Source organism: Solibacillus sp. FSL K6-1781 (assembly GCF_038630735.1).
GTDB classification, from domain to species: Bacteria; Bacillota; Bacilli; order Bacillales_A; family Planococcaceae; genus Solibacillus; species Solibacillus silvestris.
This window is the reverse complement of the sequence record NZ_CP152038.1, coordinates 722,034-748,126: the sequence shown is the minus strand read 5'-3', so window position 1 is coordinate 748,126 and position 26,093 is coordinate 722,034. Positions and strand designations below refer to the sequence as shown.

Sequence of the window (26,093 nt, the reverse complement as noted above, 5' to 3'; positions counted from 1 at the left end):
CGCCCCATCGTAATACAGTGCCGGCAATAGTGACAGATTTTTTGACACTTCGCACAGGGAAAGGAAACAAATTTATATGGTTCTTCATTTAGACAACGCCGGCAAGTAAGCTTGGGTGCTGTTATGACAGCTGGGGTTGTTTCAAAATAGCCGTGGTTGATGTAGGTGTCAATTTTTTGCTGGGGAAATGGTGTATGACGGCGCGACCAGATTCGGCCAGTGAAGAAATTTACGATTGCCGGTTCGGGGATGAGTCCAGTGTATCGGGTGTGGGTTGGATAATTGAGTATATTTGAGTCGTTTGAGACGAAGGGGTTGAGAAGTCGATAACGTTTGTTTATTGAGGTTGTTGTTAACATAATTTTCGCTCCTTTATTCAATTTTATTTTTAAGTGTTGATAATCTTCGAAATAAAATGGCCTACCTAGGATTATTCTACTTTTCATACGATAGATTCCACATTTTCCTGTTCATATTCGACTTTCAGGGGCCCACATTCCACTTTCGCCCTGTGACTTTCTACTTTTCTCGGCCCACGTTCTACTTTCCAGCCACAAACTTCTAATTCCCGCCGCCCACCTCCCCACACTTCAAAAAAACAGCCACTAACTCCCTCAGAAGTAGTGACTGTTAAGCCTAAAAAATTATTTCTTAATCCATCCCATCGCCATTGCGCCTTCACCTAAATGCGTGCCGATGACCGGACCGAAGTAGCTTAGCGTGAAATCGACTGTTGGGTAAGCCGCTTCCAGAGATTTCATCCATTCGCGGGCTTCATCCTCACAGTTGGCGTGAATGACTGTTGCTTGAAGAGCGCCGTGCTTTTCGACTGCTGAAGCGAGTTGTTCTTCCACTCGGCGTAGTGCTTTTTTGCGTGTACGGATTTTTTCGAATGGCACGATAACTTTGTTCTGGAAAGTTAAAATCGGTTTTACTTGAAGTAATCCGCCGATCAATGCCGCTGCTGCTGATAAGCGACCGCCGCGCTGCAGATGCTGCAGATCGTCGACAATAATGTAATCATCCATCGAGTCTTTCAAATCGTTTAAGTGTGTCATAATCTGCTCGCCTGAAGCGCCTTTCGATGCTAGTTTCGCAGCTTCTTTTACATAAAAGCCTTGCAAGTAGGCGGCAACTTCCGAATCAAAAGCGTGAACGTTTACACCTTCCACCATTGCCCCGGCTTGGACTGCGCCTTGGAAAGTTCCACTAATTCCGCTTGATAAGTGAATCGTTACAATTTCATCATAATCCTTACCTAATGTTTCATAAAGCTCGACAAATTTTCCGACAGAGGGCTGCGTCGTTTTCGGAAATTCTGCTGCACCTCGCACACGGTCGTAAAATTCAGAAGCTGTAATATCGATTTCTTCATCGTAAAATGTTCCTTCAATGTTGACACTTAGAGGAATCATATGGACATTGTACGAATTTCGTTCTTCAAGTGTTAAATAGGCTGTACTATCTGTAACAATTGCTGTTTTCATCGCTCTCCCACTCTCCTATGTTCATTAGTTTACATGAACTCACTATAATTGTGAACGGTAAATTGCCATTCTTATAGGGAACTTCCCGCTGTCTCAACCTCATCGCTATATGAAAAAAACATCTTGGCATCGATTCGCACAAGACGTTTTTATTTTATATTATAGAAGATAAGTTTTTATTCACTACCGATATAATAGATACTCGAAACTTTCCAGCTGTCTTCCTTCTTAAATACCGTTACTTGGCGGCCGACACCGGATAGTTCGGCACCTGTGTCAATTTCTTTCGTTTCGGTCTTTAAATTGGAAAATACTTGGGCTTCTTCGCCACTATATTTAACAATCGTAATATCTTCAGCCGTACGTTTTACATCATATTGATTAAACACGTCGGAAACTGCCTCGATGTCTTCATCATAATTAAAGCCTGTCGCATTTTTTGAAATTATATTTTTATAACGTTCTAAATCTTTTTCATTAAAGGCTGCAATATACTCATTAAAAGCAGAGATAATATTATTTTTTTCTTCCTCCGGGACATCTGTAGCTTCTTCAATCGAATCTCCCATCATTTCAAATCCTACAGTACCTTCGTCAATCGTTTTCTGCAGATTTTCAGGTGAAGCTTCTTCTTTATCCCCGCAAGCTGCCAGTACAAAAACCGCCAGTATAGCTACCAACCATTTTTTCATAATTTTACAACCTCCCGCAAAACATTTTAGCACACAATATTAGAAAAACACATCTTGTATTAAATAGCACGAGAAAATGTTTTCATATGCTGATTTCATTGAAAACGAATACCTTCTTTAGCCGAGTAAAAATTCGATGTTCGAATTATTTGCTATCGTCTTCAAAACATTAGGACGAATCTTGTTCACAGATGTTTCATAGATTACGCGGCTATAACTATTTATTAATCGGTAATAATATGCAAAAATAAAAACAAGGATACAAAAATCGTATCCTTGTTATAACGTTCAATATGTAATTAACGTACTTCTACCCAGCCGTTTTTGATTGCTGTTACAACTGCTTGTGTACGGTCATTAACATTCATTTTTTGTAAAATACTTGATACATGGTTTTTAACCGTTTTTTCCGAGATGAATAATGTCTCACCGATTGTACGGTTTGATTGGCCATCTGTTAATAATTGAAGCACTTCGCATTCACGCTTCGTTAATAAGTGGAATGGACGGCGAATTTCTGTTTGGTGGAAATTACCTTTGTTTTCGTGCTCTGAAAGACGGCGGAATTCCGCAACTAGATTTTTCGTTACTTTCGGGTGCAGGTATGAACCACCGTTTGAAACAACTTTGATTGCTTCAACGATTTCATCGGCATCCATTTCCTTCAGCATATAGCCAAGAGCACCTGATTTTAATGCGTGTGTTACATAAGATTCATCATCATGAATTGATAAAACCATTACTTTCGCATCCGGATATACAGCGATTAAATCAGCTGTCGCCTCTACACCGTTTTTACCTGGCATATTAATATCCATTAATACAACATCCGGTTCGTTTTGTTCATACAAGTTTACGATATCTGTACCGTCATCACCTTCAGCAACAACCTCGAATGTGTCTTCAAAATCTAAAATACGTTTTACCCCTTCACGGAATAATTGGTGATCATCTACAATAATAATTTTCGTCATTTCGAAACCCCCTGGAATTCTGCTATCTTATCTCTTCATCTTTTGTCGGCAATGGAATTTTCATTAAAATTGTTGTTCCTTTACCGATGCTGCTGCTAATTTTCAAAGAACCTTTCAGCAGATCAATTCTTTCTTTCATTCCTATAATACCGAAAGATCCTTCACGAGCGCTTTCCGTATCAAATCCAACCCCATTATCTTTTACTACAACATTAATTTCGTCACATAACCACTCAAGTTTAACAATAATCAGGTTCGGCTTTCCGTGTTTCAATGCATTGTTTACACTTTCCTGCACTAAACGGAAAACGGCCACCTCATAATCTGTAGGGATTCTGCGCTCGTTATTATATGAAAGGAACTGAATCTCAACACCTGGATTGTATTCCATAATCGTAGATAAATACTTTTTCAATGTTGGATCAATACCTAAATCATCGAGTGCCATTGGACGTAAATCATAAATAATGCGGCGTACTTCTGATAAGGCGTTGCGAACGCTTATTTTCAAGTCATGAATTTCTTTTAAAGCGGCGTCTGCTCCTTTTTCTCGGAAAGTGCGGTCAATTAAATTCGAACGCATCAGCACATTCGCCATCATTTGTGCAGGCCCATCATGAATTTCACGCGATAAACGTTTTCGTTCTTCTTCCTGGGCTGCGATAATACGTATGCCAAAATCTTGTTTGATCTTCGCCTGTTCCAGTGCTGCTCCGACATTTTTCAGGTCGGTCGTCAAAAAATTGATAACAACATTTACTTGGTTCACGATATGATCCGCTCTTTCAATCGTATCATAAAGTGTGCGCAGGCGCCTTTCCAAATCGTCACGCTTATCTCTTAGCTGCTTTTCGCGCTCCCGGCAAAGGGAGACCTTTAATTGTAAGTTACTTGTATTTTCATAAGCTGCACGTATTTGCTCTTCTGAATGATTATTGAAACTTTTACTTACAACGACTAATCGCTGTCTAGACAATTGAAGCAACTTTTCCAAGTTATCACTTTCATCTATTATAATCTTTATTTCATGACGCACAACTTCCAGCTCTTGTTGCATTTCTTCAAAGTTTCTGCGGCTTTGTTCGCTTATAATAAATACATCATCTTTCGAACTTGTAATAGTTTCCAACATTCGATTAAATATTACATCAAGCGAGGCGATGTCTATTTGATTGTTTTCTAGCACTTTTTCCCCACCTTACTTAGTCAGAATGCGAACTACTCTATCTTTTTACTTTTCAACCTACTATTATAGTACATACATATTATATCATTAGTAAATCATTTTTTAAGTTAAATTATAACCACAAATTTGAAATCAAATTGTAATATTAAGGAGAATCGATAATGAGAAATAACTACATTACTGTAAAAGGTTACGGAGAATCAGAAATCATCATATCAAAATCACGTTTTTTAACTTATGTAGAACGCGTTGAGACAGAAGAAGAAGCGATTCTCTTTATAGATAAAATAAAAAAGATTCATGCATCGGCTACCCATAACTGCTCCTGCTATATGATCGGTGAGCATGACCAGATCCAAAAAGCGAATGATGACGGGGAACCAAGCGGTACTGCAGGCGTCCCTATGTTAGAAGTACTTAAAAAACAAGGTTTAAAAGATACGGTTGTTGTCGTCACTCGCTATTTCGGCGGGATTAAGCTGGGCGGAGGCGGTTTGATCCGTGCATATAGTAAAGCTACAACAGAAGGAATCGCTGCTGCCCAAGTTGTTGAGCGAAAATTGCATTATTTAATGAAAATTGAGATTGATTATGTGTGGTTAGGGAAATTAGAAAATGAAATACGTGGTTCCCACTACCTTCTTCATGATATTCAGTATGCGGAAAATGTAGAAATTTATGTACATGTTTTAAAAGAAGAAGAGCAAACATTTATCGACTGGATTACTGAACTGACAAACGGTCAGGCAGCAATTAAAAACGAAGACGCGCTTTTCATCGAATTTTCGAAAGAATAACCTCGAAATAAATGTCATCATAATGCAAGATTTCGTTACTTTACGACAAAAGGTGATTGTAGTATATTAGATAAGATTACGAATTAACTAGTATAACCAATTAAATATAGTAACCTATCCCTAACCTAGAGGAGAATCTTTATGACAACAAGGCAAAATAAAAAGAAAGGCTCTTCGAAATTCAGATTATTTCTTAAAGTTACGATGCTTCTGACTCTTTCACTCGCAATTTGCGCAACAGCATACGGTGTCTATTTGACGAAGCAAGCCGAACATGCAGCAGACAGTGCATATGAAGTAATCGAGGACCGCAAAATGTCGGACCAGCGAGAAGTAAAAGTTGAGCCTGCCCAAGACAATGTATCTATTTTAATTTTAGGTGTCGATGATAGTGATAAGCGCGGTCAAGGTGCAGACAATTCACGCACTGATGCCCTTTTGCTTGCCACTTTGAACAATAAAACGAAAACAGTTAAACTAGTGAGTATCCCACGTGATTCATATGTTTACATCCCTCATATCGGATATAACGATAAAATCAACCATGCGCATGCGCGCGGTGGCACACTTGCTTCAATTGAAACGGTAGAAGAATTATTTGATATCCCAATTGATTACTATATGCGTGTAAACTTTAATGCCTTCATCGATATTGTCGATGCATTAGGCGGCATTGAAGCAGAAGTACCATACGCAATGCTCGAAAAAGATGAGTTCGACCGCAACACAGTCAACTTGCAGCCAGGATTGCAAACATTGGACGGCCGTGAAGCACTAGCGCTTGCCCGTACACGTAAACAGGACAATGACATTGAACGCGGTAAACGCCAGCAGGAAATCATTCAGGCAATCGCTTCTAAAGCAGCATCATTTACATCACTTTCAAAATACGATGATATTTTATCCGCTGTCGGTAACAACATGAAGACAGATATGACATTCACTGAAATGAAATCGTTCTTCAGCTATTTAACAAACGGCATGCCTCGTATTGATACATTGACATTGGAAGGCTATGACGACATGTCGACAGGTGTTTACTATTACAAACTGGATGAAGAAGCGCTTGCAGAAACAAGCCATATTTTAAAAAGTCATTTAGGGCTTACTCCTGAATCGACAAACATTTCGGGCACAAGCTCTCAATCCAACAACTCAGCTTATACAACAAAAACGAATTCCGATACACAATAACCGAAACCAACCTCCGCAAGTAATGCGGGGGTTGGTTTTTTATATGGCGTTTCTACTAGTATAGGTGGTGTTGTATTTTACGGGGATTCTGTTCCACTTTTCCCTGCGAATTTGCTAATAAATTCACGTTCTACTTTTCAGGTGATCCGTTCTACATTTCCACGAGATGCTTCTACTTTAGCTTCAGAACTTTCTACTTTCACTTCATCTCTTTCCACTTTAGCCCCCAAACTTTCTACTTCCTCCAACAATTCGGCAAATAAATTCCCCTAAAATAAAAAACAAGCAAACGGCACAAAGCCATTTACTTGTTTCGATCTTTTCACTTATTAAATATTCTTACGAGGTTGAGCAATGGTTTGTAGTTTTTGCCGGCGAGGCCGATAATTTCTACGAACAGCTCAATCGCCACTAATATAACGGCAATGAGTAAAATTGCGCCCCATACTTTTGCCATCGAGAAGATGACAGCAGCGAGACCGAACATTGCAGCCATCGCATAAATAATCATCACTGTTTGACGATGCGAGAATCCTAAATCCAATAAACGGTGGTGTAAATGCGATTTATCCGGATCTGACCACTTTTTACCGCTACGTAAACGACGCACGATCGCGAAGAATGTATCGGAAATTGGAACTCCCAGCATAATAACCGGGATAACGAATGAAATAACCGCTACGTTTTTAAAACCTAATAGTGCGAGCACTGATATCATAAATCCTAAAAACAGTGCACCTGTGTCCCCCATGAAAATTTTCGCTGGGTGGAAGTTGAAAAACAGGAAACCGATTGTTGCAGCAGCCAAAATAGCAGCCATTGCGATTACAATACCGTTACCCATGATCATTGCCATTACGGCTAATGTCATTAACGCAATTGTTGAGACACCTGCAGCTAGTCCATCAAGACCATCGATTAAGTTAATCGCATTAGTAATACCAACAATCCAAATAATTGTGAACGGAATACCTAACCAGCCGAATTCCAGTTCCCCACCAAACGGTAAGTTAATATTATCAATTTGAATACCGCCGACAAATACAACGATGCAGGCAGCAATCACTTGACCGAGCAGCTTAGCCTTTGCGGAAATTTCCCGCATATCATCAACAATACCTGTTGCTACGATAATTGTCGCGGCAATTAAAATTGCATATAAGTAGTCACTTTCGAAGTTCGTGACTAATTTTAAAAGTAATATCCCGATCATAAACGCACCAAAAATTGCTAAACCGCCTAATCGTGGCATAATGCGAGCATGCACTTTACGATAGTTCGGGGCATCTACAGCTCCAAGGCGAAAAGCCAATCGCTTCACAAGCGGAGTTAGTATAATAGCAGCAATAAAAGCTACGATTAAAGACACGTAAATCATGTCTCTCCTCCTTAATTTTTGTAGTATTAAGCATTACAATAAATCGCCTTTTGGAGATTCATTAAAAACTCTACATTTTTATTCAACATAAGTATAGCATGAACAATTCATAAAATATAGCTCAAATTCCTTCCACTATTTATTCCGCTCACATAAATTTTACATCTATCATTCTTCTAGTATATTTCAAACTAATCAAATAATTAATATTATAAAAGAGAGGTTCATCCAATTTATTTATATTGTTCCTATGAATTACCTTTTGTTCAGTAGTCTTTTTGTGCATTATTTGATAAAATAACGGAGTGTCTACTATATTAAAGTAGCCAATTTCAAAGGAGAGTAAAATAATGTTCTCAATTTTCAAACGTAATAAAGAGCAAACAAGTGCTCGAGAGCTAAAAAGATACTACAAAACAGTAGAGCAAATTAACAGCCTCGAAGCAACATATAGTCCTATGTCTGACGAAGAACTTCGAAATATGACATTTACATTTAAAGAGCGTTTAGAAAACGGAACACAGCTAGTTGATATTATCCCTGATGCATTTGCTGTTGTCCGTGAAGCTTCTAAACGTGTATTAAACATGCGCCACTTTGATGTACAGTTGATTGGCGGTCTAGTTCTTACTGAAGGTAATATTGCCGAAATGCCGACAGGTGAAGGTAAAACACTTGTTGCCTCACTCCCTTCTTACGTGCGTGCATTGGAAGGCAAAGGTGTACACGTTATTACGGTAAACGATTACCTTGCAAAACGTGACTTCGAGTTAATCGGACAAATTCACCGTTTCCTTGGGTTAACAGTTGGACTGAATGTTCCAATGATGGAGCCTGCAGATAAAAAGGAAGCGTACAATGCGGATATTACATATGGTGTCGGTACAGAATTCGGCTTCGACTACTTACGTGATAATATGGCACATACGATCGGCGATAAAGTACAGCGTCCATACCACTTTGCGATTATCGATGAAGTAGATTCTGTCTTAATTGACGAAGCGAAAACACCGTTAATCATCGCTGGTAAAATGGGTGCAAACGAAGAACTGCACCGTATTGCTGCAATGTTGGCCAAACGTTTCAAAGCTGAAGAAGATTATGATTTCGATGACGAAACGAAAGCGACCTCTTTAACAGATCAAGGTATCGAAAAAGTTGAAGCTGCATTCGGAGTCGACAACTTATACGATTTAGAACATCAAACTTTGTACCATTACGTAATTCAGGCAGTACGTGCACACGTTATGTTTGAGTGTGACGTTGATTACATCGTACGTGATGACAAAATCGAATTAGTCGATATGTTTACTGGCCGTATCATGGAAGGTCGTTCACTTTCTGACGGCTTACATCAGGCGATTGAAGCGAAAGAAGGCGTGACAATCACTGAGGAAAACAAAGCACAGGCACAAGTTACAATTCAAAACTACTTCCGTATGTATCCGAAATTATCAGGGATGACAGGTACTGCGAAAACTCAGGAAAAGGAAATTTTAGAAGTTTACGGTATGCGTGTTATTCAAATACCGACAAACCGTCCACGTCGACGCCTGGACCAACCGGATATCGTATTCGAAAAAATCGAGCAAAAATACGAATATGTGGCACAGGAAGTATTGCGTCGCCATGAAAAAGGACAACCGGTATTAATCGGGACAACTTCTATTTTGCAATCAGAAAAAGTAGCGGATTATTTAAAAAAACATGGATTACAATTCCAATTATTAAATGCGAAAACAGTCGAACAAGAGGTTGAATTAATCTCGGAAGCCGGACAAAAAAATCGTATTACCGTTGCGACAAACATGGCTGGACGTGGAACGGATATCGTATTAGGTAAAGGCGTTGATGAGCTTGGCGGTCTATTTGTAATCGGTACTGAAAAGCATGAAAGCCGTCGTGTCGACAACCAATTACGCGGACGTTCCGGTCGTCAAGGTGACGTAGGTGAAACTCGATTTATCCTTTCAATTGAAGACGATATGTTCAAACGTTTCGCAAAAGATGATGTCGAGAAATTCCGTAAGAAAATGACAACAGACGAAATTGGTCTTATTCAAAACAAAGAAGTGACAGAGCTAATCGAACGTACACAGCGTATCGTTGAAGGCGCACACTTCTCTATGCGTGAATATAACTTAAAACTGGATGATGTGATTAATGATCAACGTCGTATTGTCTACGATTTACGTGACAGAGTCTTGAATAATGAAGATATTATTCCTCTATTAGTTCGTATGATGTATGAAACAGTGGACTTTGCCGTTCGTGAAAATGCACCCGAGGATAAGGATGTTGCTGAGTGGGATTTCGATAAAATGGAGAAAACCGTCAACTCTTTATTTATTGAACCAATCATAGTAAATCGTGATGAAACAAAGGTGAAAAATTTACTGGATGCAATGGATCCTCCAGTTAAGCAATTGAAGGCAGTAATCGAAAGCTTTGAGGAAAACGAACAAATTATGGCAGTTATTCCGCAAGTCATGTTAAGCTTCATCGATCATATGTGGGTTAAACATTTAGAACAAATGGCTCACTTAAAAGAAGGAATCGGTTTACGTCATTATCAGCAAGAAGATCCAATGCGAATTTATCAACGTGAAGGACTTGAATTATTCGGTAAAAACTATCAGGAACTTCGCCGCAAAATTGTAGAAGAGCTTGTAACATTTATGAAAAACATTACGATGAATGTGGAGGAATAGCAGATGGGTTTATTTGATTTATTTAAAAAAGGTGACAAAGTGGGTAAAGACAGTGCTGTAGATTCATCATCTGTCGTAAAAACATCTGATGAAAATTCTAAAAAAGATGCGGACCGTGATGTAATTACAAAATTGTCATTTCATCCTGAATGGGATGTTCCACAAGAGCAAAAGTATGTATTTAACTTCCTGGCAAATGATTTAGCACCATTAAAGCCAAATCAATTATCATTGGCAGCAATTAATATTGAGCCATCACTGGCAAACGGCTCATGGAATGTAAAAGCATTTTTCCGTTCTTCATTATCTGAAGCAATTGAATTAGGCGAAATCGAATTATTGATTTTAGATAAGGATGATAACCGAATTGCTTCACATTACTTTGACTTTAAAGAGCTAGGCGTCATTCCCGCAGAAAGTGCACGTCCATGGATTTTCACATTCCCTGCTTCTTCAATTACAGCAGACGAAGTGCCTGAAGACGGCTGGAAAATTTCATTCAACTTACTTTCATTACGCGGTCATCAATTAGACTTGGATGAAACATGGAAAAAACAATTACCAGAGGATCAACAAGAAAAATTGGCAGAAATCGTGAAAAGCTTACCGAAATTAGGAAAAACAGAAGTGAACTTTACAGGATTACAAGCGAAGATGAATAATGACGGCAGCCTACACGCATCTATTTTCATCCGTAACGGCCATGATAAAGCGATCAACTTGGAACAGTTACCTCTTGAAATTATGGATGCACGCAATGTCGTAGTGGCAAAAGGATCGTTTAAATTAGCCCCTGTCTTAACAGTACAGCCTAATACGACAAAACCATGGACATTTATCTTCCCGAAAGAGTTGGTAACAGTTAAAGGAATCGACCTTTCACGTTGGACAGCCCGCGTGCCACAATAGCTTTAATATGCAGCATTTGGAAGTCATTTATTTGCCTTCCGGGTGCTGTTTTTTGGTTTGTGGCACTCTTTTCTGTCTTGAATTGTAGAAAATTTTGAATCTATTGTGGAAACTTTCACCACTAATGTAGAACGCTTCACTCGGAATGTAGAAAGTAGCAGCACTTATGTAGAAATTTCCGCATTTAAAGTAGAACATCGACTTTTTATTCGCCATTCAATCAGGAAATGTGGAAAGTTTCAGCGCTAATGTAGAACGAAGCGCTCATAATGTGGAACACGTCGAAACTTATAGAGAAAATTCCCCGCTCTAAAAGTAGAACGCCATCCAAAATTCTAGCTTCCCCACTCAAAATATAGAAACCCAATCTAACATCAGCCCCACTTCCAAGCCCAAAGCACACTAAAAAATCCCCCACCCTATAAAAGGTGAGAGATTATAATTACGAATTATGCAGTATGTAGTAGTGTGGATAAGCTATGTATTATTCTGCTTCTGGAGTGTTGTCTACATCTGAATCGTCTGCATCTGCTACAAGGGCTTCTTCTGTTGAGAAGTTGGCGATGCGTTTAGCACCTACGTACTTTTTACCCCAGTAATATTTGTCGTTAATGCTTGTTTTGATAACACCCTTGCTTGTAGAAGCGTGGATGAATTTTCCTGAACCAATGTAAATCCCTACATGAGAGATGCGTTTGCCTGATGTGTTGAAAAATACTAAATCGCCTGGCTCAAGGTCACTTTTCTTAACTTTCGTACCTTGCGTATACATATCTGAAGATGTGCGATTCAGTGATGTGATGCCTAGTTCTTTAAATACGTGACGTACATAGCCAGAGCAGTCAAAGCCTTTTGCTGATGTACCGCCGTATGAATAGCGAACTCCTAAATATTTTGAAGAGACTTCTTTTAACTCATCAATCGAGTAAGCAGATTCTTCTGCAGAAGCTTCCTTTTCATTCACCGGTGCGAAGAAAATTACGAAGGCAGCTGCCAAAGTTAGTACGGTATTGCGTATTAATTTTAAGTAATCCATCGTGTTCCCCCAACCAATAAATTTTCTGAAAACTTAACTGATATTAGGTTAACACGAGATTATATTTAATGACATTACAGTTATGTAACAACAAAGTTACATTTACCCGATTTTAAATAACCTCAAACATTGCTAAAGAACCTATTTTAATTAGGATTTTTACACTATTACCCAAACAAATACCGCTATTATTTGTAATATTAACCAATATTCAAGCCCTTTTTTGTAACATTTGTAACATTATCACGAATTCATGTAACAAAAAAGAACTAGTAAGCAATTTTCAACACCACTTATTAGCTCTTCACTATTTTATTTTAAATTATTAATGCGTTTGTATGCGACAAAACGCTCATCCCAATATTTTTCTTTGATATTCGAAACCGTAATCCCCTTTGAACCCGCATGGATAAATTCATCATTACCAATATAAATACCCATATGTGAGACATTTGGGATAAATGTATTTTTGAAAAATACTAAATCTCCCGGTACAGGTTGCGTCACTTTTGTCGTATCCTGTTCGAAATACATAAGACTGCTTTTACGATCCATTTGGATACCAACTGAATTAAATATGTAGTTTACAAAGCCGCTACAGTCAAATCCATCTGTTGTCGTTCCGCCGTATTTATAAGGTGTGCCTAATACTGCATTAGCCGTTTCAATAGCTTGTGCATAAAGGCGTTCTGTTTGTTGCGAAACCTTCCCAGGCATTGCAACTTCCTTCTTCAACTGTTTTTCAATCGCATCATCGGCTGTTTGATTAAAATTAATTTCCGCTTCCACTGTTTTGGCAGAAGGCGCTTCAACAGCTAAGTCTTTAGTTGATTGAGGACTGATTGTCAGCTTTTGACCAACTTTAATCGCATCCGTTTTCAAATTGTTCAGCTGTTTAATACTCGCTACCGATATACTATACTTTTTAGCGATCTTTGTTAAATTATCACCTTTAATAACAGTATGAGAAACGGCATTCTGCAGGGTTTCGACTTTTTCCTCTACAACAGAAACAGCTGTTGTTTTTGTTGCTGCCGTTTTTGTTGCCGCCGCCGTTTTGCTAACTGCACTTTTTGCTGGTGCAACGACCAGTTTTTGTGCGATAAAAATGCGATCTTGAGATAGTTTGTTCCATTGTCTAAGCTGATTAATCGTCGTGTTGTGAGCTTTCGCAATTTTTGTTAACGTATCGCCATGTTTCACCGTATAGGTGGATGCTTGGGCATCGGGTGCAATGAATAGTGCAAGTGAAAATGTGACACCTGTCAGCACTAACTTCCATTTATTATTCAATATGATAACTCCCCCTTCTTAATGAAACTATTTTTTACTCTATTTTACTTAATTTTTAATAGAGGATACAACCCTCTTTTAATAAGAAAATTATTCAGATAGCTATATTTTTCTTCTATTACTATACTCACATAGTAATATTATGAAATAGAAATAAACGAATATTTTATAGACACTGAATTATTGCAAAACGATTTCTTAAAATATGCTTGTATTTTAATAGTTTTATGATAGAATTAGTTTTTGTTAAAAGATTTAAATTTTTAGAAAACTTTGTATTTTCAAATTAAAGGAGTTAAGTCAACATGAATAGCAAGTCAAGTTTTTTCCGTGAGAATATCGCGGTCGGTTTTATGTTATTTGCATTGTTCCTAGGTGCAGGTAATATCATATTCCCACCACAACTAGGTCAAATGGCCGGGGAAAATATTGTAATATCCATGATCGGATTTTTAATAACAGGAGTCGGGTTGCCTCTATTAGGTATTATTGCCGTAGCAAAGAACGGCGGAGACTTAGAAATATTGGCAGGTCGCATTAATCCATATTTCGGTATAATTTTCACGTCGATTATATACTTGTCGATTGGACCATTCTTTGCAATTCCGCGTACTGGTGCTGTGTCATATTCAATCGGTGTGGAACCGTTTTTAACAGAAGCAATAAAAGGTAGCTGGATTCCATTATTTATTACAACACTTCTGTTTTTCGGAATCACATTCTACTTAGCATATAACCCGACAAAAATCGTCGACCGTGTCGGAAAAATTTTAACACCTGCTCTTTTAGTCGTTATTTGTTTACTTGCGATTAAAGCCGTTATTACTCCGTTAGGTGAACCTGGTGAAGCACAGGGACCATATATTAATAACGCTTTTGGTGAATCATTCATTCAAGGTTACTTGACGATGGACGTACTGGCATCATTAGTATTCGGAATCGTTATCGTTCAATCATTAGTTGCTCGTGGCGTAACGGAGAGAGCTAAACAAGTTAAAATTACAATTTTCGCAGGTATTGTCGCTGCAATAGGTTTAGCATTTGTCTATGTATCATTAGGTTATATCGGTGTAACAAGTACATCGGCTATCGGCTTCCAAGAAGATGGCGGTACAATAATTTCTCTGGCAGCACAGAAACTATACGGACAAGCCGGTAATATCATTTTATCAGCCGTGATTATTTTAGCTTGTTTAACAACATCTGTAGGTTTATTATCTGCAAACGCAACATTTTTCCATAAGATTTTCCCGAAAGTTTCTTACCAGGTGTACTTAGTTATTTTCGCACTTTTCAGCTTCGGTGTTTCAAACTTTGGATTATCAGATTTAATTAATCTATCATTGCCTGTATTGGTTGCAATTTATCCGTTCGCAATTGTGCTTATGATTTTTGCATTATTCGGAAACCTTTTCAATCATGCACCGAGCGTGTATGGAATGGCTTTAATTTTCACAGGTATTGTTGCAATTTATGACGGAATCAAACAAGCCGGATTCGAAATCGAAGCTTACGATAAGTTTTTATCAATCTTCCCGTTTTATGAGCAAGGCATCGCATGGGTTGTCCCTGCATTAGTCGGTGGTGTCATCGGCTACATCATGTATTTAGCAAAACGAAAATAAGTTTAATTACTAGTATGAGGGTAAGTTATAAGTGTAAAAACTTGTAACTTACCCTCTTTTATTGACTAAAAATAGATTAAAATAATTTTTTACATTTACCATAAATTAGTGAAGTATTCATGATAAAATATGGTAATATCGCTATTGTGGCATTACGCATTACATTTTAGAAAAATAAAACTAATGAGGTGGACTCATGCTAAAAAGACGTTTGTCAGCAATACTGTTTTTCATCATGTGCCTAACCGTTCCTTTGACGGTGCTAGGTGCTCCTTTAGATGAAGCAAAACAGATTGTTAAGGAAAACTATGTAGGGAATATTAATGGTGATATCAACCGTGCTACAAGCATCGACCAACTGACAGAAATGCTCGATTCGTATTCCGCTTACTTTACACCGGAAGAATTCGATGAGTTTATTAATGGCGTGGACCTTACTACTGTAGGCATCGGCGTTATCATCGAAAAGGTTGAAGGCGGTATTCAAATATCCGAGCTGATCGATGGGGGCAGCGCAAAAAATGCCGGCTTAAAAGTTGGCGATATCATCACAGAGATTGATGGGAAACCGGTTGCAGAACTGACAATCGACCAGGCTTCTTTACTTATAAAAGGCGCAGCAAATACAACGGTTTCTTTAACGCTTTCACGTGAAGACGGCACAATTATAACGAAAAAATTAACACGTAAAGCTTTCTCACTTCCTAATGTGGAAACAAAGCTTTTATACGGCAATACGGGATACATTTCATTGAATTCATTTTCAAACGACACGGTGAGCCTCGTTACAAAGGCTATTCGTGATTTGAAAAATAAAGGGGCTAAATCATTTATTTTCGATTTGCAAAATAACGGGGGCGGCTATGTAACCGCAGCAGAACAGCTTATCGGTATGTTCCCGAATGCCTCCTATGCCTATAAATTGAAAGAAACTTCGGGGACATCTATTGTACGTTCGATGAAGCAATTAACAACATTCCCTGAAAATACGAAAATGCTTATAAATCGATATAGTGCCAGCTCATCGGAAATGACTGCAGCAGCACTTTCCGATCAAAAAGCAGTCACACTTTACGGGGAAACGACTTATGGTAAAGGCTCGATGCAGGCATTTTATGAGCTTGAAGACGGCAGCTTTCTAAAATTAACAGTTGGCCATTTTTATGGTCCAAACGGTACGAAAATAAATGAAGTTGGGGTTAAACCTCATATTAAAACAGCAAGCGAGCCCCTCTTTAAAGCACATTACGATACAATCGCTTCAAACTTAAAAACCTATAAAGAACTTGCTGCCTTAAAAAATGTTCCGTTAAATAAAACATTTACAATCAAGTTTTCCGCTAAACTGGCGAAAGAGCTCAATGCTTCTTCCGTAGAACTAGTAGAGCTGGGTGCAGATACTGTAAAAACAACCCACAAATTATCGGGTCAACAGCTCGTTGTTACCCCTGCAAAAGAATTATCGGCTGGCAAAGAATACGCCCTCATCGTTCATCCTAAAGTAAAAAATGAGAAAGGCAAAAATTTAAAAGCCGGTGTTTATTTACATGTAACGACAAAACAGTAAATGAAAAAGAGACGATTTGCGCATTGGCAATCGTCTCTTTCAATTTTATGAATGTACTAAGCTTAGTTCCGTTGCAAAATAAATCATGCAAATCTCTTTTGCAAGCTGTTCCGGACTCGTTTTATTCGTTAATAAGTTTGTCAGTGTCAGCCGTTCCACCGAACCAACAAGACTTTCTGCAAGAATAGTCGCATCCGCTTGCTTTAAAACATTCGAATCTTTTAACTCTGTATTTAGGATATGTATTAATTCAGAAACAAGCATTTCCTTTACGGCCGTTGATTGCTCTGCTTCATAAAAACCGATTTTTGTGAGGTTAGGGTTTTCGATAAAAAACTCGAAAATATGTGTCAGACTTCCTTGAATAAGGTCGATTCCAATTTTTCCGTTGTTTATGTCATTTGTTGAACTAGAAAAAATTTCAGTTAGCTCATTGTGGAACTTCTCATTTAAATCGTTAAACAATGTTTCCTTACTTTGAAAATATAAATAAAATGTCGGCTGTGTTAAATTTGCCGATTTCACAATATCACTGATTTTTGTTTGATGATAACCATATGTAGAAAATAACTCAATTGCTTTTTCCAATAATAATTTTTTACTTTTTTCACCGCATGAATTTACACGTCTTCCTCTTGCCATACTTCTCCACCCTTATCTCTATTTTAGATGTTTAGTAATTTATATTAAATTCCAATTATTCCACTTATGATTATATAGGAAAGTTTTTTTAAAATAAAGTTTTCCGCCATATAACTAACATTTCTCCTTATTATTAGCACTCCATTGACATAACTTAGCAATAATTTGAATTTCATCATCCGTAAATTGTCCTGTTATAAGGATAAATTATTCTTTTCCTGAAATATCATTAAATAGTAGATACAAAAAGGCGTATCCTAATCAATTTCAGGATACGCGCTTTGTCATGTTATTTTTTTCGTAAAATCTTACCTTTTACTTTACCTGTAATTTGCTGCAGCTCATCCATTTTGAACGCGAACAGTAATATCATATAGCTAATTGACGCAACGATAAATGTAGCAATTATATGAAGCCATTTTTGATCAATTGAAATCCATTGTGCAATCGCCCAGTTAATTGCGATGTATATTAGTCCAATGATGGCCAACTTAAACAGCTGACCAACGTTATTGTCCAAAAGTTTTAACTTATATTTACTTTGAAGCACAAATACAAGCAACAGGAAGTTTACGATAGCACTGATTAATGTCCCTAGGGCAACCGCATTAGCGCCCATTTCATCAATCGTCGCCATTACGACCGCAATGTTCACACCGAATACCGTTAAAATACTGAATATCATCGGTAATACGGAGTTACCCTTCGCATAGTAGAAACGCGTAATATACGTGTTTGCAGCAAGGAAGAACATCGTCGTACTGAATACTTGCAGCAGTGGCGCTGTAATTGCTGTTGACTTTGCATCAAATTCTTTATATTCAAATATGATGCGGACAATCCCTTCTGCCTGGAAGTAGAAAAACACCGAAACAGGCAATACGAGTAAGTATAATAAACGCATCCCGCGAACATACAGTTGTTTTACCGACTCTGTGTCCCCTTCTCCTTCTTTTTTGCTGAGTAAAGGGAAAATAACGGTCGTTACAGCAGTCATTAAAATTGCCTGCGGGAACTGGGACATTTTTGTCGCATAGTTCATCGCTGACGGAACACCAGCTTCCAGCATATTAGTAAAGAATCGTTGAATTAAAATATAAAGCTGTGCAGTCGCACCGCCAAGCATAATTGGCAACGCAATTTTCCATAGCATTTTTTGATCTTCAGCCTGTTTAAAGTTTGGCTTGAAGGACATTTCTTTCACATTCCGAACTCCGAATACAAGGAACAGGAACATACAGATTGCCCCGACTAATGCCCCGATCCCCATTCCGACCGGTCCCATTGTGATGGATAAGACTACGGATACGAGTAAAAATGAAGCGTTATAAATAAGCACTGAAAACGCTGATAAATGATAACGGCCCTGGACATTTAAAATACCGCTCATCCAAGTCGATAATACGAGCATAATCGTCGATGGCATCATCCAGTAGTAAAGCGAGCGCAGTATTTCATATTCCGCCTGATTCTCAACTTGGAAAAATTGCATTAATATCGGATCGGCCAACGCCATAAATAAAATGACAATGAGCGTAATCGAAACAGCAATCGTTGTAAACGTTCGCTGTATATATTCTGTAATGCTTGATGACGTCTTATGGTATATGGATATAAACGCCGTCGTAAACGCTCCGCCGATGACTAAATATAAAAAGTTTGGAATTGTATAAGCATTAACAATACTATCTGAATATAAAGTGGTACCAAATTCAATCCCGATATATGTTTCGCGGGCAAAGCCGACCAGTCGCGCTAAAATATTAATAACCGCGACGGCCCCTACTATTTTTAAAATTCCTTTCAACGCTTATCACAATCCTTTAATTACAATTACTTTATTTCGCATGTGTTGTGTAGAGCTCTTTTAAACGTGCAATAATGTTTTTTGCATCATGTGTATGAAGCAGCTCAGCTACACGTGCTTCATTCACTGCGATTCCATCTTTCACTGCATTTTCAAGTGCCAGCTGAAGTAAAATCTCGTCTTTAGGAGGCACTAATACCCCTGCTTCATCTGCCAGCATATAATGCAGTCCTCCGACATCCGATGCAATGACCGGTGTGCCGCAGCTCATTGCCTCTAAAGCTACTAATCCCAGTCCTTCAATATAAGAAGGGAGTACGAAAACATCAGCCGCCTGAAAATAACGCGCCAACTCCTGCTGTGGTAATGGTTCGATAAAATGAATCGCCGTATTGTCCCTAGCAAGCTCTTTTACCTTACTAGTAAAATTACTATCTTTTGTCGAACCAACACAATAAAGAGCGGCTTGCTGCGGAAGCGATTCCGTTACTTTATTGAATGCACGTACAAGTTCTGTAACGCCTTTTTCCCGTATAATGTTACCTACGAATAAAAAGTTTGTCTTATCAGGGTCCATTCCAAGCTCTTTTGCATGTTGTTTTTTACCGTCCGCTTTATTGAAAACCGTACGATCAATCCCCATGCTCATCACCGAAATTTTATCGTTTTCAACATGGAAAGTTGTTTCAATCGTTGCAGCAAGCTCTTCCCCTACTGCAATGACATGATCTGCAGACTGTAAAATCTTCTCCGTAAACTCACGGATTTGTCCGCCTTTTTTAGCCATTTTATTAATATCGCCGCCATGTGCCGTTACGATATACGGGATATTGTGACGCTTTTTTAAATAGTAGCTGAATATCCCGCTCGGAAATACGTAATGACTATGTGTTAGCGAAATATTCCGCTTGTTTGCACGGAATACACGCATAAACTGTTGAGCCCACTTTAAATATTTCAGAATAACATTTTTCTTTCCTGTTGCTGGATTGGTATTTACCGCGAGCACTGTATCGATACCCTCTTGTTCCAATTGCTCGACCTGATTTTTCACGAAAATGCCGTAAGCTAAATGTTCCTTTGAAGGATACATATTGCTAATGACGAATACTTTTTTCATTACTTTTTCGCACCTTCTTTTAAAAGCTGCTCCCCTAATGCTGATTTTTCTTTAAATGACGCATTTGTACGAGCTGCTAAGTTTTGTGCACCGTTCCAATCTACTGCCATATCGTTAAAGAGCATCGCAAACTTCTCGTCTGATTCATGAAGTGAATCAATCGGTAAAGAATAGTTGCCAAGCCCCGCCATTTGTAAGAAGTCATTCACCTTCACATGATAAGACACACCGATAATCGGCGTTTTCGCATCCGTTGCCAATATTAATGAATGAAGTCTTGTACCGATTAACACATCAAATGTAGACGTAATATGTAAAATACGCTGCGGCGGCAAGTTTTCATCAATAATTTTTGTGTTCTCCGGATGCTTCATTTTAGCCTGGATATCTTTTGTCACATCAGCATCTTGCGGATATTTTGTCGCAAAAAATGTTACATCGACATTATGCTCTTCAATTAAACGGTCCAGGTTTTTCGCCATGCCATTAATATAGTTTTCGTATTTAGTCTCATCGCCTGTTGGCCAGTATGAAGCATTATAGTAAGGAACCGCTGTAACACCAACCGATTTTGGTTTATCACTATAATTTGAACGTTCTACTTCTAAACTAAATGCCGGATCTCCAATTACATGTACATTACGTTTTACCCCGATTGTTTTTAGTAGCTGTTCAGATTGCGGATCACGCACTGAAATATTTTGTGCATGCTTGGCCATATAGCGGATAAACCATTTACCTAAGCCTGTGTTTAGTGGACCCGCCCCACAACCATAGACAACATATGGGACATTATTATTTTTGGCCATCATCGCATATGAACCATACAGCGGTGCTTCACGTTTATAAAGATCCATCAAAATACCGCCGCCGCCGATTACGACAAAATCAAGGTTTTTCACGACATTAGAATTTTCTTTATACGTCTTCATAAACGTTTTCACAGCATTACCGTTTTTGTAATATAAAGGGTAACTTTGCACAGAATAACGTTCAGCTGTTTGTTTTGGGTTATTACTAAATACCGTAATATTTTTTGTATCTATTTGAAATACCTTCTGCAGCTGGCGAATAATACTTAATAAAATCGCCTCGTCTCCATTATTATCATTCCCGTAATTTCCAACAATACCAATTTTCATTTATTCATTCATCCTTTGAATCAAGCATATTAAGTACGCTTGGCTTATTTCATTTTTCATTTGAAAAACACATCTGAAGTCGATGTGTTCTGCGTTATGATTCGTATTTTCAGTATAGCATAATGTCTGTTTGAAACGATATTCCCGAGGGCAAGATCACACCATTTCACTAGAAGAAAATTAACAATAAATTTATAGTTTTTCGTAAATGAGACGGTTTGCATATAAGATTAGTTTCATTTTTACTTTTTGAAGTGGAAATTATGCATTAAATGACTTTTCCAGGGCATTTGCAAGCCAGGGAATTTTCGGATACATTGCTGTCATAGAGATTTTGTCTCAATGCACGAGTAGAGGTGATTTATTGTACAGGTCTGAAAATTTTAAGTATTTGGATGCCCTTGTTTCTAGATTGGAAGCTGAGGATGAAGAGTTCACCTCTTATCAAGAGGCTTATTATCGCGTCCAAGCTGGAGTTGCAGGCGAATTAAAAATGCAGAGAACATTAGCGGATTATCATTTTATTGGTCCTTATAAAATTTTTTATAACTTTGATTGTATAAATGAAAAGGGTTTTTCTCATTAAATAGACGCCCTTATATTAACGACAAGATTTCTCCTCGTTGTTGAAGTGAAACAAATTTCAGGTACGTTGTTTTATAAACCTGCATTCCACGAGTTCGCCCGTCAAACGGAGGAGGGGGTTATAGAAAATTTCCCGAATCCGTTTGACCAGGCTTACCGGCATCAGTTATTTTTATTGCATTTATTATCAAGCTGGAAAATTCAGCTGCCTGTCTTATATATTGTGGTCAATGCTAATATCAGAACCAAATTGGACTCATCCTTAAACGGTTGTCCGATTATTCATTTAAGCGGCTTGCCGAAGTTTCTGGAGAAATTATATCAAAACCATGGTGAAACAAAGCTTGATTTAGTGGAATTGCAAAATAAATTATCGGCCATCTCTTGCCGGCTTCCTGCTAGAAGAAAAATAGATAGACATCGTATCCGAAATGGGGTCCTTTGTAAGAAGTGCGACTTTCGGCATGTCATGGATTATCATCACGGATTATGGATTTGCCCACACTGTGGCGAGAAAAGTAAAGAGGCAATCTTTTTAGCATTACATCAATATCGCTCATTAATCGGGGATCGCATTACAAATCGTGAATTGAGGGAATTTGTCGGAATCGACTGTAAAGCAGTTACTTCCAAACTTCTAAAGCGCTTAAACTTTGAGCAATTTGGCAAAGGACGTGGTGTCTATTACTTAATTCCTGAAGACGTTTTAGATCAGAAAATGGATAGGTTGTTTTCTTATGTGATTTCTACTTAAAGGAGGTGATGAGTTACTTACGAAGTATATTCTTCTAGTTTTTCCGGGTAGAGGTCTACTTTTCTGGGGCTTGGTTCTACATTAACGTTAATTCATTCTACTTTCTGCGGCAACTTGGCGAATACTCGCCACCCGTTCTACTGTTTGAATGAATCTCTCTACTTTACCCGGGAAACGTTCTACTTTCTTGGTGCGAAGTTCCACTTTCTTCCGCAATTGTTCTACTTCCGCACCATAACTTTCTACTTTCTACGACAACTTTGCGAATACTCTCAAACCGTTCTACTTTCTTGGTGCGAAGTTCTACTTTAATCCAAAAGCATTCTACTTCCGCGCCATAATATTCTACTTTCTGCGGCAACTAGGCGAATACTCGCAACCTGTTCTACTTTTCGAATGAAACTTTCTCCTTTACCTTAGAAATGTTCTACTTTCCTGAAACGAGGTTCTACTTTCGAGCCCAAGCGTTCTACTTTCGAGCCCAAGCGTTCTACTTTCGCGCCAAAAAATTCTATAGTTTCAACAACACAGAAACCAATACTTACACCTTCCCCATAAAAAAATACATTCCACGTAATAAAAACTCTCCGTTCCAACCTCACTTCATTTACTTTCCTCCCACTCTTCCCCAACGCCCCCTTTTCTCCATAAAAAAACCTTTGTAAAAGTTGCGATTCCTCGCTGCAACTTTACAAAGGTTCTCTCTTATTTGTTTTGTGTAATTGTGCGGTATAAGAATAAGCTGAAGTGCACGCGTGATACTTCTTGACTTGGTTTATAAGTATTATCTTCATAACCTGTCGTAATTTCATTTGCTGCTAGCGTATGAATATAATCGTACGCCCAGTGCTTTGTACTTACATCTTTAAATTTCGTAGAAGTAGTACCTGTTAACTTATATGCTTCAACTAGGATTTTCGCCATTTGAGCACGAGTTAATGGTTTGCCTGGCTCATACTTGCCATCACCAGTACCACTCATGATGCCTGCTTGTACAATCGCTGCAACTGCACCATAATATGTGCTCTTTGTTGATAGATCGCTAAATCCAGGGTTTGGCACATCTTTTGTAGATAAGCCTAATGCACGTGTCAGCAATACAGCTGCTTGACCACGGTTTAATGCTAAATCCGGTTTGAATGTACCATCCGGATACCCGTTGATTAAGTTATTATCTACTAAATATTGAATTTCTTTTTTATAAACATTGTTCACAGAAATATCTTTGAATAATGGTTTTTCTACAGCCTTTACAACGATATCTTTAGAAACAGATTTTGTTCCTAATGTCGCTGTTACACGGGCAGTGCCTTCTTTACCATTCGATTTGAAAAGACCTGAGCTGGATACTGAACCGATGTTTCCATCAACAGACCATTTAATTTGTGAATCGTTATAAATTAATGTTTCATTATTTGCCCCTGTTACATTAGCTTTTAATTGAAGCGATGCATTTGGTACAACTGGACCTGTTACACCTGAAATAGAAAGTCCAGCAGGTGCATCGACTACATTAAAGCTGATTGTTTGTGTTGCGCCTTTATTTGAAACCGTTAGACGTTCTGAGCCAGGCGCTACAGCTGTATAGCTTAAGCCATTAACTGTTACTGTATTATTTTGCGGTGTTAACACAAAATCACTTGCATTTACTGCCAATGGATTGTAATACTCGTCCAATACATAGTTTGGTGTAAGTTTCACTGTTGCACCCACTAATAACGTACCTACTTTATCACGATTTACTTGAATATATTTAGGTGCATTTGTTGTTGGTGCTGTACTGATTGCTTCAATAATTGCAGATACGCGACGTTGTGTACCTCCAGATGGTGTATTGGCTAAAACGACTGTGTTACTGCCGTATTTTCGAATACCCATTGTTGTTGAACCGCCGCCATCTAAATTAATCGCACGGTCAAAGCCAAGGCTTACTAGATAATCCGCAAACTGTGGTAAAGACATACCTGCACTTGAGCTAATACGTCCGTCCACTGTAATTAAGTGTACTTTCTTCTTATCTTTGCTGATTGCAATCGCCGTACGTGGTGCAACTTCTCTTGCACGTGAGCTTGATTCATTGATTGTAAGATTTTTCTTGCCGTCCAATACTAGTAATGGACCACTTGCCATCATAAACTGTGCGTCCATCCAACGATCATCAATAGCAAAGTTTACTGAAATTTCATCGCCGACTTTAATACTACGGTATTTATCGCCCCATGCTGATCCGTTAAAAGAAAGCACGAAACCGTTACGCGGAATTTTCGTTTTTGTCTCATCATCATAACCACGGATTGCAGTTACCTTACCCGTTAATGTTTGGCCGAATTTCGTTGCACCGACCGTATTTCCAGTTTCAACGATAAACTCCATACCCTTTCCATTGTTCGGCGTCATAGAACTATGATTTTGCGGTGTATAAATAACCGCCTCATCTGTTCCGCGCTTTACATTAAGACCATTTACTTCATTTGTTTGACCGTTATATGTAACGTTAATCTTACTATTGTAGTAAGCAATCTCTCCGTATCCGTCCTTTGTAATACCGAATGCGATCGGTTGGCTCACATAGTTCGAACTTGAATCTGAAATAACGCTTGGTGTAACGATTGTGTTATATTGAGAAATTAAATATAAAGGATAGCCATCCCCCATATTATAGAAATTAGAGTTGATTGCCCCAACTACCCGGTTTCCTTCCTTCGTATGACTGTTCGCATGTTGTGTCGTTGTCATTAGCGTATTGACCGGAGTTGGTAAACCTAAACCGATTTTTGTGAAAGAGTCTGTTAAATCAACTTCTAAATGATTAACCACACTTGTTTTAGAACCTTTATGAGTATAGTTTGAATATGTTACCCCTGTCGAAATCGGGTATGAGTCATTTGTCGTTTGTGCTGCACTTGCAAATTGCGGTGTACTGAAAATGAGTGCAAATACCATTAGCACTGCAATAAATAGAGATTTATTTGTTTTCATAATTTGTGCTTCCTAATTAAATTGAAGCAAGTCACCTTCCTTTCTTAATGTCCTATCTCTAACCTTAACAAATTTTCGCATGAGAAACTATTAATCTTTTGTTACATTTTACAAGAAATCCATTTTTTCAACATAAAGTTACATCTTGTATAAGAGAATAATGCAAATACAATAATGGAAGCTTCTAAAATAGTCTGTTCATTTCATAAAAAAAG

At 38.2% G+C, this 26,093-nt stretch carries 21 protein-coding genes; 8 read left to right on the top strand and 13 right to left on the bottom strand.

What is annotated here, in order from left to right; genetic code table 11:
- Positions 1-644 precede the first annotated feature (644 nt).
- The 4 genes from MHH37_RS03530 to MHH37_RS03515 all read right to left on the bottom strand — a co-directional run bounded on the left by MHH37_RS03530 (position 645) and on the right by MHH37_RS03515 (position 4,339).
- Positions 645-1,487: a DegV family protein gene (locus tag MHH37_RS03530; protein ID WP_065216547.1), complete on the bottom strand. Its 843-nt coding sequence runs from the start codon at positions 1,485-1,487 to the stop codon at positions 645-647.
- 176 nt (positions 1,488-1,663) lie between these two features.
- Positions 1,664-2,179, bottom strand: a complete 516-nt coding sequence (locus MHH37_RS03525) for a nuclear transport factor 2 family protein (protein ID WP_342575006.1) — start codon at positions 2,177-2,179, stop codon at positions 1,664-1,666.
- Positions 2,180-2,478: 299 nt separating this feature from the next.
- A complete protein-coding gene (locus MHH37_RS03520; protein WP_008407366.1) occupies positions 2,479-3,153 on the bottom strand; it encodes a response regulator transcription factor in 675 nt (224 codons plus the stop codon).
- Between the two features lie 22 nt (positions 3,154-3,175).
- On the bottom strand, positions 3,176-4,339 hold the full coding sequence (locus MHH37_RS03515) for a sensor histidine kinase (RefSeq protein WP_008407367.1): 1,164 nt from the start codon (positions 4,337-4,339) through the stop codon (positions 3,176-3,178).
- 161 nt (positions 4,340-4,500) lie between these two features.
- Between MHH37_RS03515 and MHH37_RS03510 the strand changes: the two genes are divergently transcribed.
- Both MHH37_RS03510 and MHH37_RS03505 read left to right on the top strand, forming a co-directional pair.
- Positions 4,501-5,136: a YigZ family protein gene (locus tag MHH37_RS03510; protein WP_008407368.1), complete on the top strand. Its 636-nt coding sequence runs from the start codon at positions 4,501-4,503 to the stop codon at positions 5,134-5,136.
- A gap of 141 nt (positions 5,137-5,277) precedes the next feature.
- A complete protein-coding gene (locus MHH37_RS03505) occupies positions 5,278-6,330 on the top strand; it encodes an LCP family protein (RefSeq protein ID WP_342575003.1) in 1,053 nt (350 codons plus the stop codon).
- Between the two features lie 322 nt (positions 6,331-6,652).
- Here MHH37_RS03505 and MHH37_RS03500 read toward each other — a convergent pair whose 3' ends face one another.
- On the bottom strand, positions 6,653-7,708 hold the full coding sequence (locus MHH37_RS03500; RefSeq protein WP_014824666.1) for an MraY family glycosyltransferase: 1,056 nt from the start codon (positions 7,706-7,708) through the stop codon (positions 6,653-6,655).
- Positions 7,709-8,058: 350 nt separating this feature from the next.
- Between MHH37_RS03500 and secA2 the strand changes: the two genes are divergently transcribed.
- Both secA2 and MHH37_RS03490 read left to right on the top strand, forming a co-directional pair.
- The gene (secA2, locus tag MHH37_RS03495) at positions 8,059-10,419 is read left to right on the top strand and encodes an accessory Sec system translocase SecA2 (protein ID WP_342575001.1); all 2,361 of its coding nucleotides are present in this window, start codon (positions 8,059-8,061) and stop codon (positions 10,417-10,419) included.
- Positions 10,420-10,422: 3 nt separating this feature from the next.
- Entirely contained in the window at positions 10,423-11,328 is a 906-nt protein-coding gene (locus tag MHH37_RS03490) for an accessory Sec system S-layer assembly protein (protein ID WP_342575000.1), read from the top strand.
- Positions 11,329-11,812: 484 nt separating this feature from the next.
- Here MHH37_RS03490 and MHH37_RS03485 read toward each other — a convergent pair whose 3' ends face one another.
- Both MHH37_RS03485 and MHH37_RS03480 read right to left on the bottom strand, forming a co-directional pair.
- Positions 11,813-12,364: a C40 family peptidase gene (locus MHH37_RS03485; RefSeq protein ID WP_008407374.1), complete on the bottom strand. Its 552-nt coding sequence runs from the start codon at positions 12,362-12,364 to the stop codon at positions 11,813-11,815.
- A 312-nt stretch (positions 12,365-12,676) separates the two neighbouring features.
- Positions 12,677-13,657, bottom strand: coding sequence for an NlpC/P60 family protein (locus MHH37_RS03480; protein WP_342574998.1), 981 nt, complete (start codon positions 13,655-13,657; stop codon positions 12,677-12,679).
- Positions 13,658-13,962: 305 nt separating this feature from the next.
- On the opposite strand from MHH37_RS03480, the gene brnQ reads away from it, so the two are divergent.
- Positions 13,963-15,282, top strand: a complete 1,320-nt coding sequence (gene brnQ / locus MHH37_RS03475) for a branched-chain amino acid transport system II carrier protein (RefSeq protein ID WP_342574997.1) — start codon at positions 13,963-13,965, stop codon at positions 15,280-15,282.
- 196 nt (positions 15,283-15,478) lie between these two features.
- Positions 15,479-16,849 (top strand): S41 family peptidase, encoded by a 1,371-nt coding sequence (locus MHH37_RS03470; RefSeq protein ID WP_342574996.1) that lies wholly within the window; start codon positions 15,479-15,481, stop codon positions 16,847-16,849.
- A 45-nt stretch (positions 16,850-16,894) separates the two neighbouring features.
- On the opposite strand, the gene MHH37_RS03465 is transcribed toward MHH37_RS03470, so the two are convergent.
- The 4 genes from MHH37_RS03465 to MHH37_RS03450 form a co-directional block, all read right to left on the bottom strand.
- Complete coding sequence (locus tag MHH37_RS03465) at positions 16,895-17,491, bottom strand: TetR/AcrR family transcriptional regulator (protein WP_342574994.1); 597 nt, start codon at positions 17,489-17,491, stop codon at positions 16,895-16,897.
- A gap of 289 nt (positions 17,492-17,780) precedes the next feature.
- Positions 17,781-19,298 (bottom strand): murein biosynthesis integral membrane protein MurJ, encoded by a 1,518-nt coding sequence (gene murJ / locus MHH37_RS03460; protein WP_342574993.1) that lies wholly within the window; start codon positions 19,296-19,298, stop codon positions 17,781-17,783.
- Between the two features lie 31 nt (positions 19,299-19,329).
- Entirely contained in the window at positions 19,330-20,418 is a 1,089-nt protein-coding gene (locus MHH37_RS03455; protein ID WP_342574992.1) for a glycosyltransferase, read from the bottom strand.
- Positions 20,418-21,560, bottom strand: coding sequence for a polysaccharide pyruvyl transferase family protein (locus MHH37_RS03450; RefSeq protein WP_008407384.1), 1,143 nt, complete (start codon positions 21,558-21,560; stop codon positions 20,418-20,420). Before MHH37_RS03450 ends, MHH37_RS03455 begins: the two co-directional genes overlap by 1 nt.
- Before the next feature lie 364 nt (positions 21,561-21,924).
- Here MHH37_RS03450 and MHH37_RS03445 point away from each other — a divergent pair, with 364 nt between their 5' ends.
- Both MHH37_RS03445 and MHH37_RS03440 read left to right on the top strand, forming a co-directional pair.
- Positions 21,925-22,146 carry a hypothetical protein gene (locus tag MHH37_RS03445; RefSeq protein WP_342574991.1) on the top strand — a complete coding sequence of 74 codons (222 nt, stop codon included), beginning with the start codon at positions 21,925-21,927 and terminating at the stop codon, positions 22,144-22,146.
- Complete coding sequence (locus MHH37_RS03440) at positions 22,147-22,899, top strand: nuclease-related domain-containing protein (RefSeq protein ID WP_342576209.1); 753 nt, start codon at positions 22,147-22,149, stop codon at positions 22,897-22,899.
- A gap of 87 nt (positions 22,900-22,986) precedes the next feature.
- Here MHH37_RS03440 and MHH37_RS03435 read toward each other — a convergent pair whose 3' ends face one another.
- Together MHH37_RS03435 and MHH37_RS03430 are read right to left on the bottom strand one after the other, a co-directional pair.
- Positions 22,987-23,115 (bottom strand): hypothetical protein, encoded by a 129-nt coding sequence (locus tag MHH37_RS03435; protein WP_342574989.1) that lies wholly within the window; start codon positions 23,113-23,115, stop codon positions 22,987-22,989.
- Positions 23,116-23,604: 489 nt separating this feature from the next.
- The gene (locus MHH37_RS03430) at positions 23,605-25,878 is read right to left on the bottom strand and encodes an S-layer homology domain-containing protein (RefSeq protein WP_342574988.1); all 2,274 of its coding nucleotides are present in this window, start codon (positions 25,876-25,878) and stop codon (positions 23,605-23,607) included.
- Positions 25,879-26,093 lie beyond the last annotated feature (215 nt).

Excerpts from the sequence above, each read along its gene's own strand:
- MHH37_RS03530 (WP_065216547.1), bottom strand. The coding sequence starts at position 1,487 with ATGAAAACAGCAATTGTTACAGATAGTACAGCCTATTTAACACTTGAA.
- MHH37_RS03525 (WP_342575006.1), bottom strand. The coding sequence starts at position 2,179 with ATGAAAAAATGGTTGGTAGCTATACTGGCGGTTTTTGTACTGGCAGCT.
- MHH37_RS03520 (WP_008407366.1), bottom strand. The coding sequence starts at position 3,153 with ATGACGAAAATTATTATTGTAGATGATCACCAATTATTCCGTGAAGGG.
- MHH37_RS03510 (WP_008407368.1), top strand. The coding sequence starts at position 4,501 with ATGAGAAATAACTACATTACTGTAAAAGGTTACGGAGAATCAGAAATC.
- MHH37_RS03505 (WP_342575003.1), top strand. The coding sequence starts at position 5,278 with ATGACAACAAGGCAAAATAAAAAGAAAGGCTCTTCGAAATTCAGATTA.
- MHH37_RS03500 (WP_014824666.1), bottom strand. The coding sequence starts at position 7,708 with ATGATTTACGTGTCTTTAATCGTAGCTTTTATTGCTGCTATTATACTA.
- secA2 (WP_342575001.1), top strand. The coding sequence starts at position 8,059 with ATGTTCTCAATTTTCAAACGTAATAAAGAGCAAACAAGTGCTCGAGAG.
- MHH37_RS03490 (WP_342575000.1), top strand. The coding sequence starts at position 10,423 with ATGGGTTTATTTGATTTATTTAAAAAAGGTGACAAAGTGGGTAAAGAC.
- MHH37_RS03485 (WP_008407374.1), bottom strand. The coding sequence starts at position 12,364 with ATGGATTACTTAAAATTAATACGCAATACCGTACTAACTTTGGCAGCT.
- brnQ (WP_342574997.1), top strand. The coding sequence starts at position 13,963 with ATGAATAGCAAGTCAAGTTTTTTCCGTGAGAATATCGCGGTCGGTTTT.
- MHH37_RS03470 (WP_342574996.1), top strand. The coding sequence starts at position 15,479 with ATGCTAAAAAGACGTTTGTCAGCAATACTGTTTTTCATCATGTGCCTA.
- MHH37_RS03465 (WP_342574994.1), bottom strand. The coding sequence starts at position 17,491 with ATGGCAAGAGGAAGACGTGTAAATTCATGCGGTGAAAAAAGTAAAAAA.
- MHH37_RS03455 (WP_342574992.1), bottom strand. The coding sequence starts at position 20,418 with ATGAAAAAAGTATTCGTCATTAGCAATATGTATCCTTCAAAGGAACAT.
- MHH37_RS03450 (WP_008407384.1), bottom strand. The coding sequence starts at position 21,560 with ATGAAAATTGGTATTGTTGGAAATTACGGGAATGATAATAATGGAGAC.
- MHH37_RS03430 (WP_342574988.1), bottom strand. The coding sequence starts at position 25,878 with ATGAAAACAAATAAATCTCTATTTATTGCAGTGCTAATGGTATTTGCA.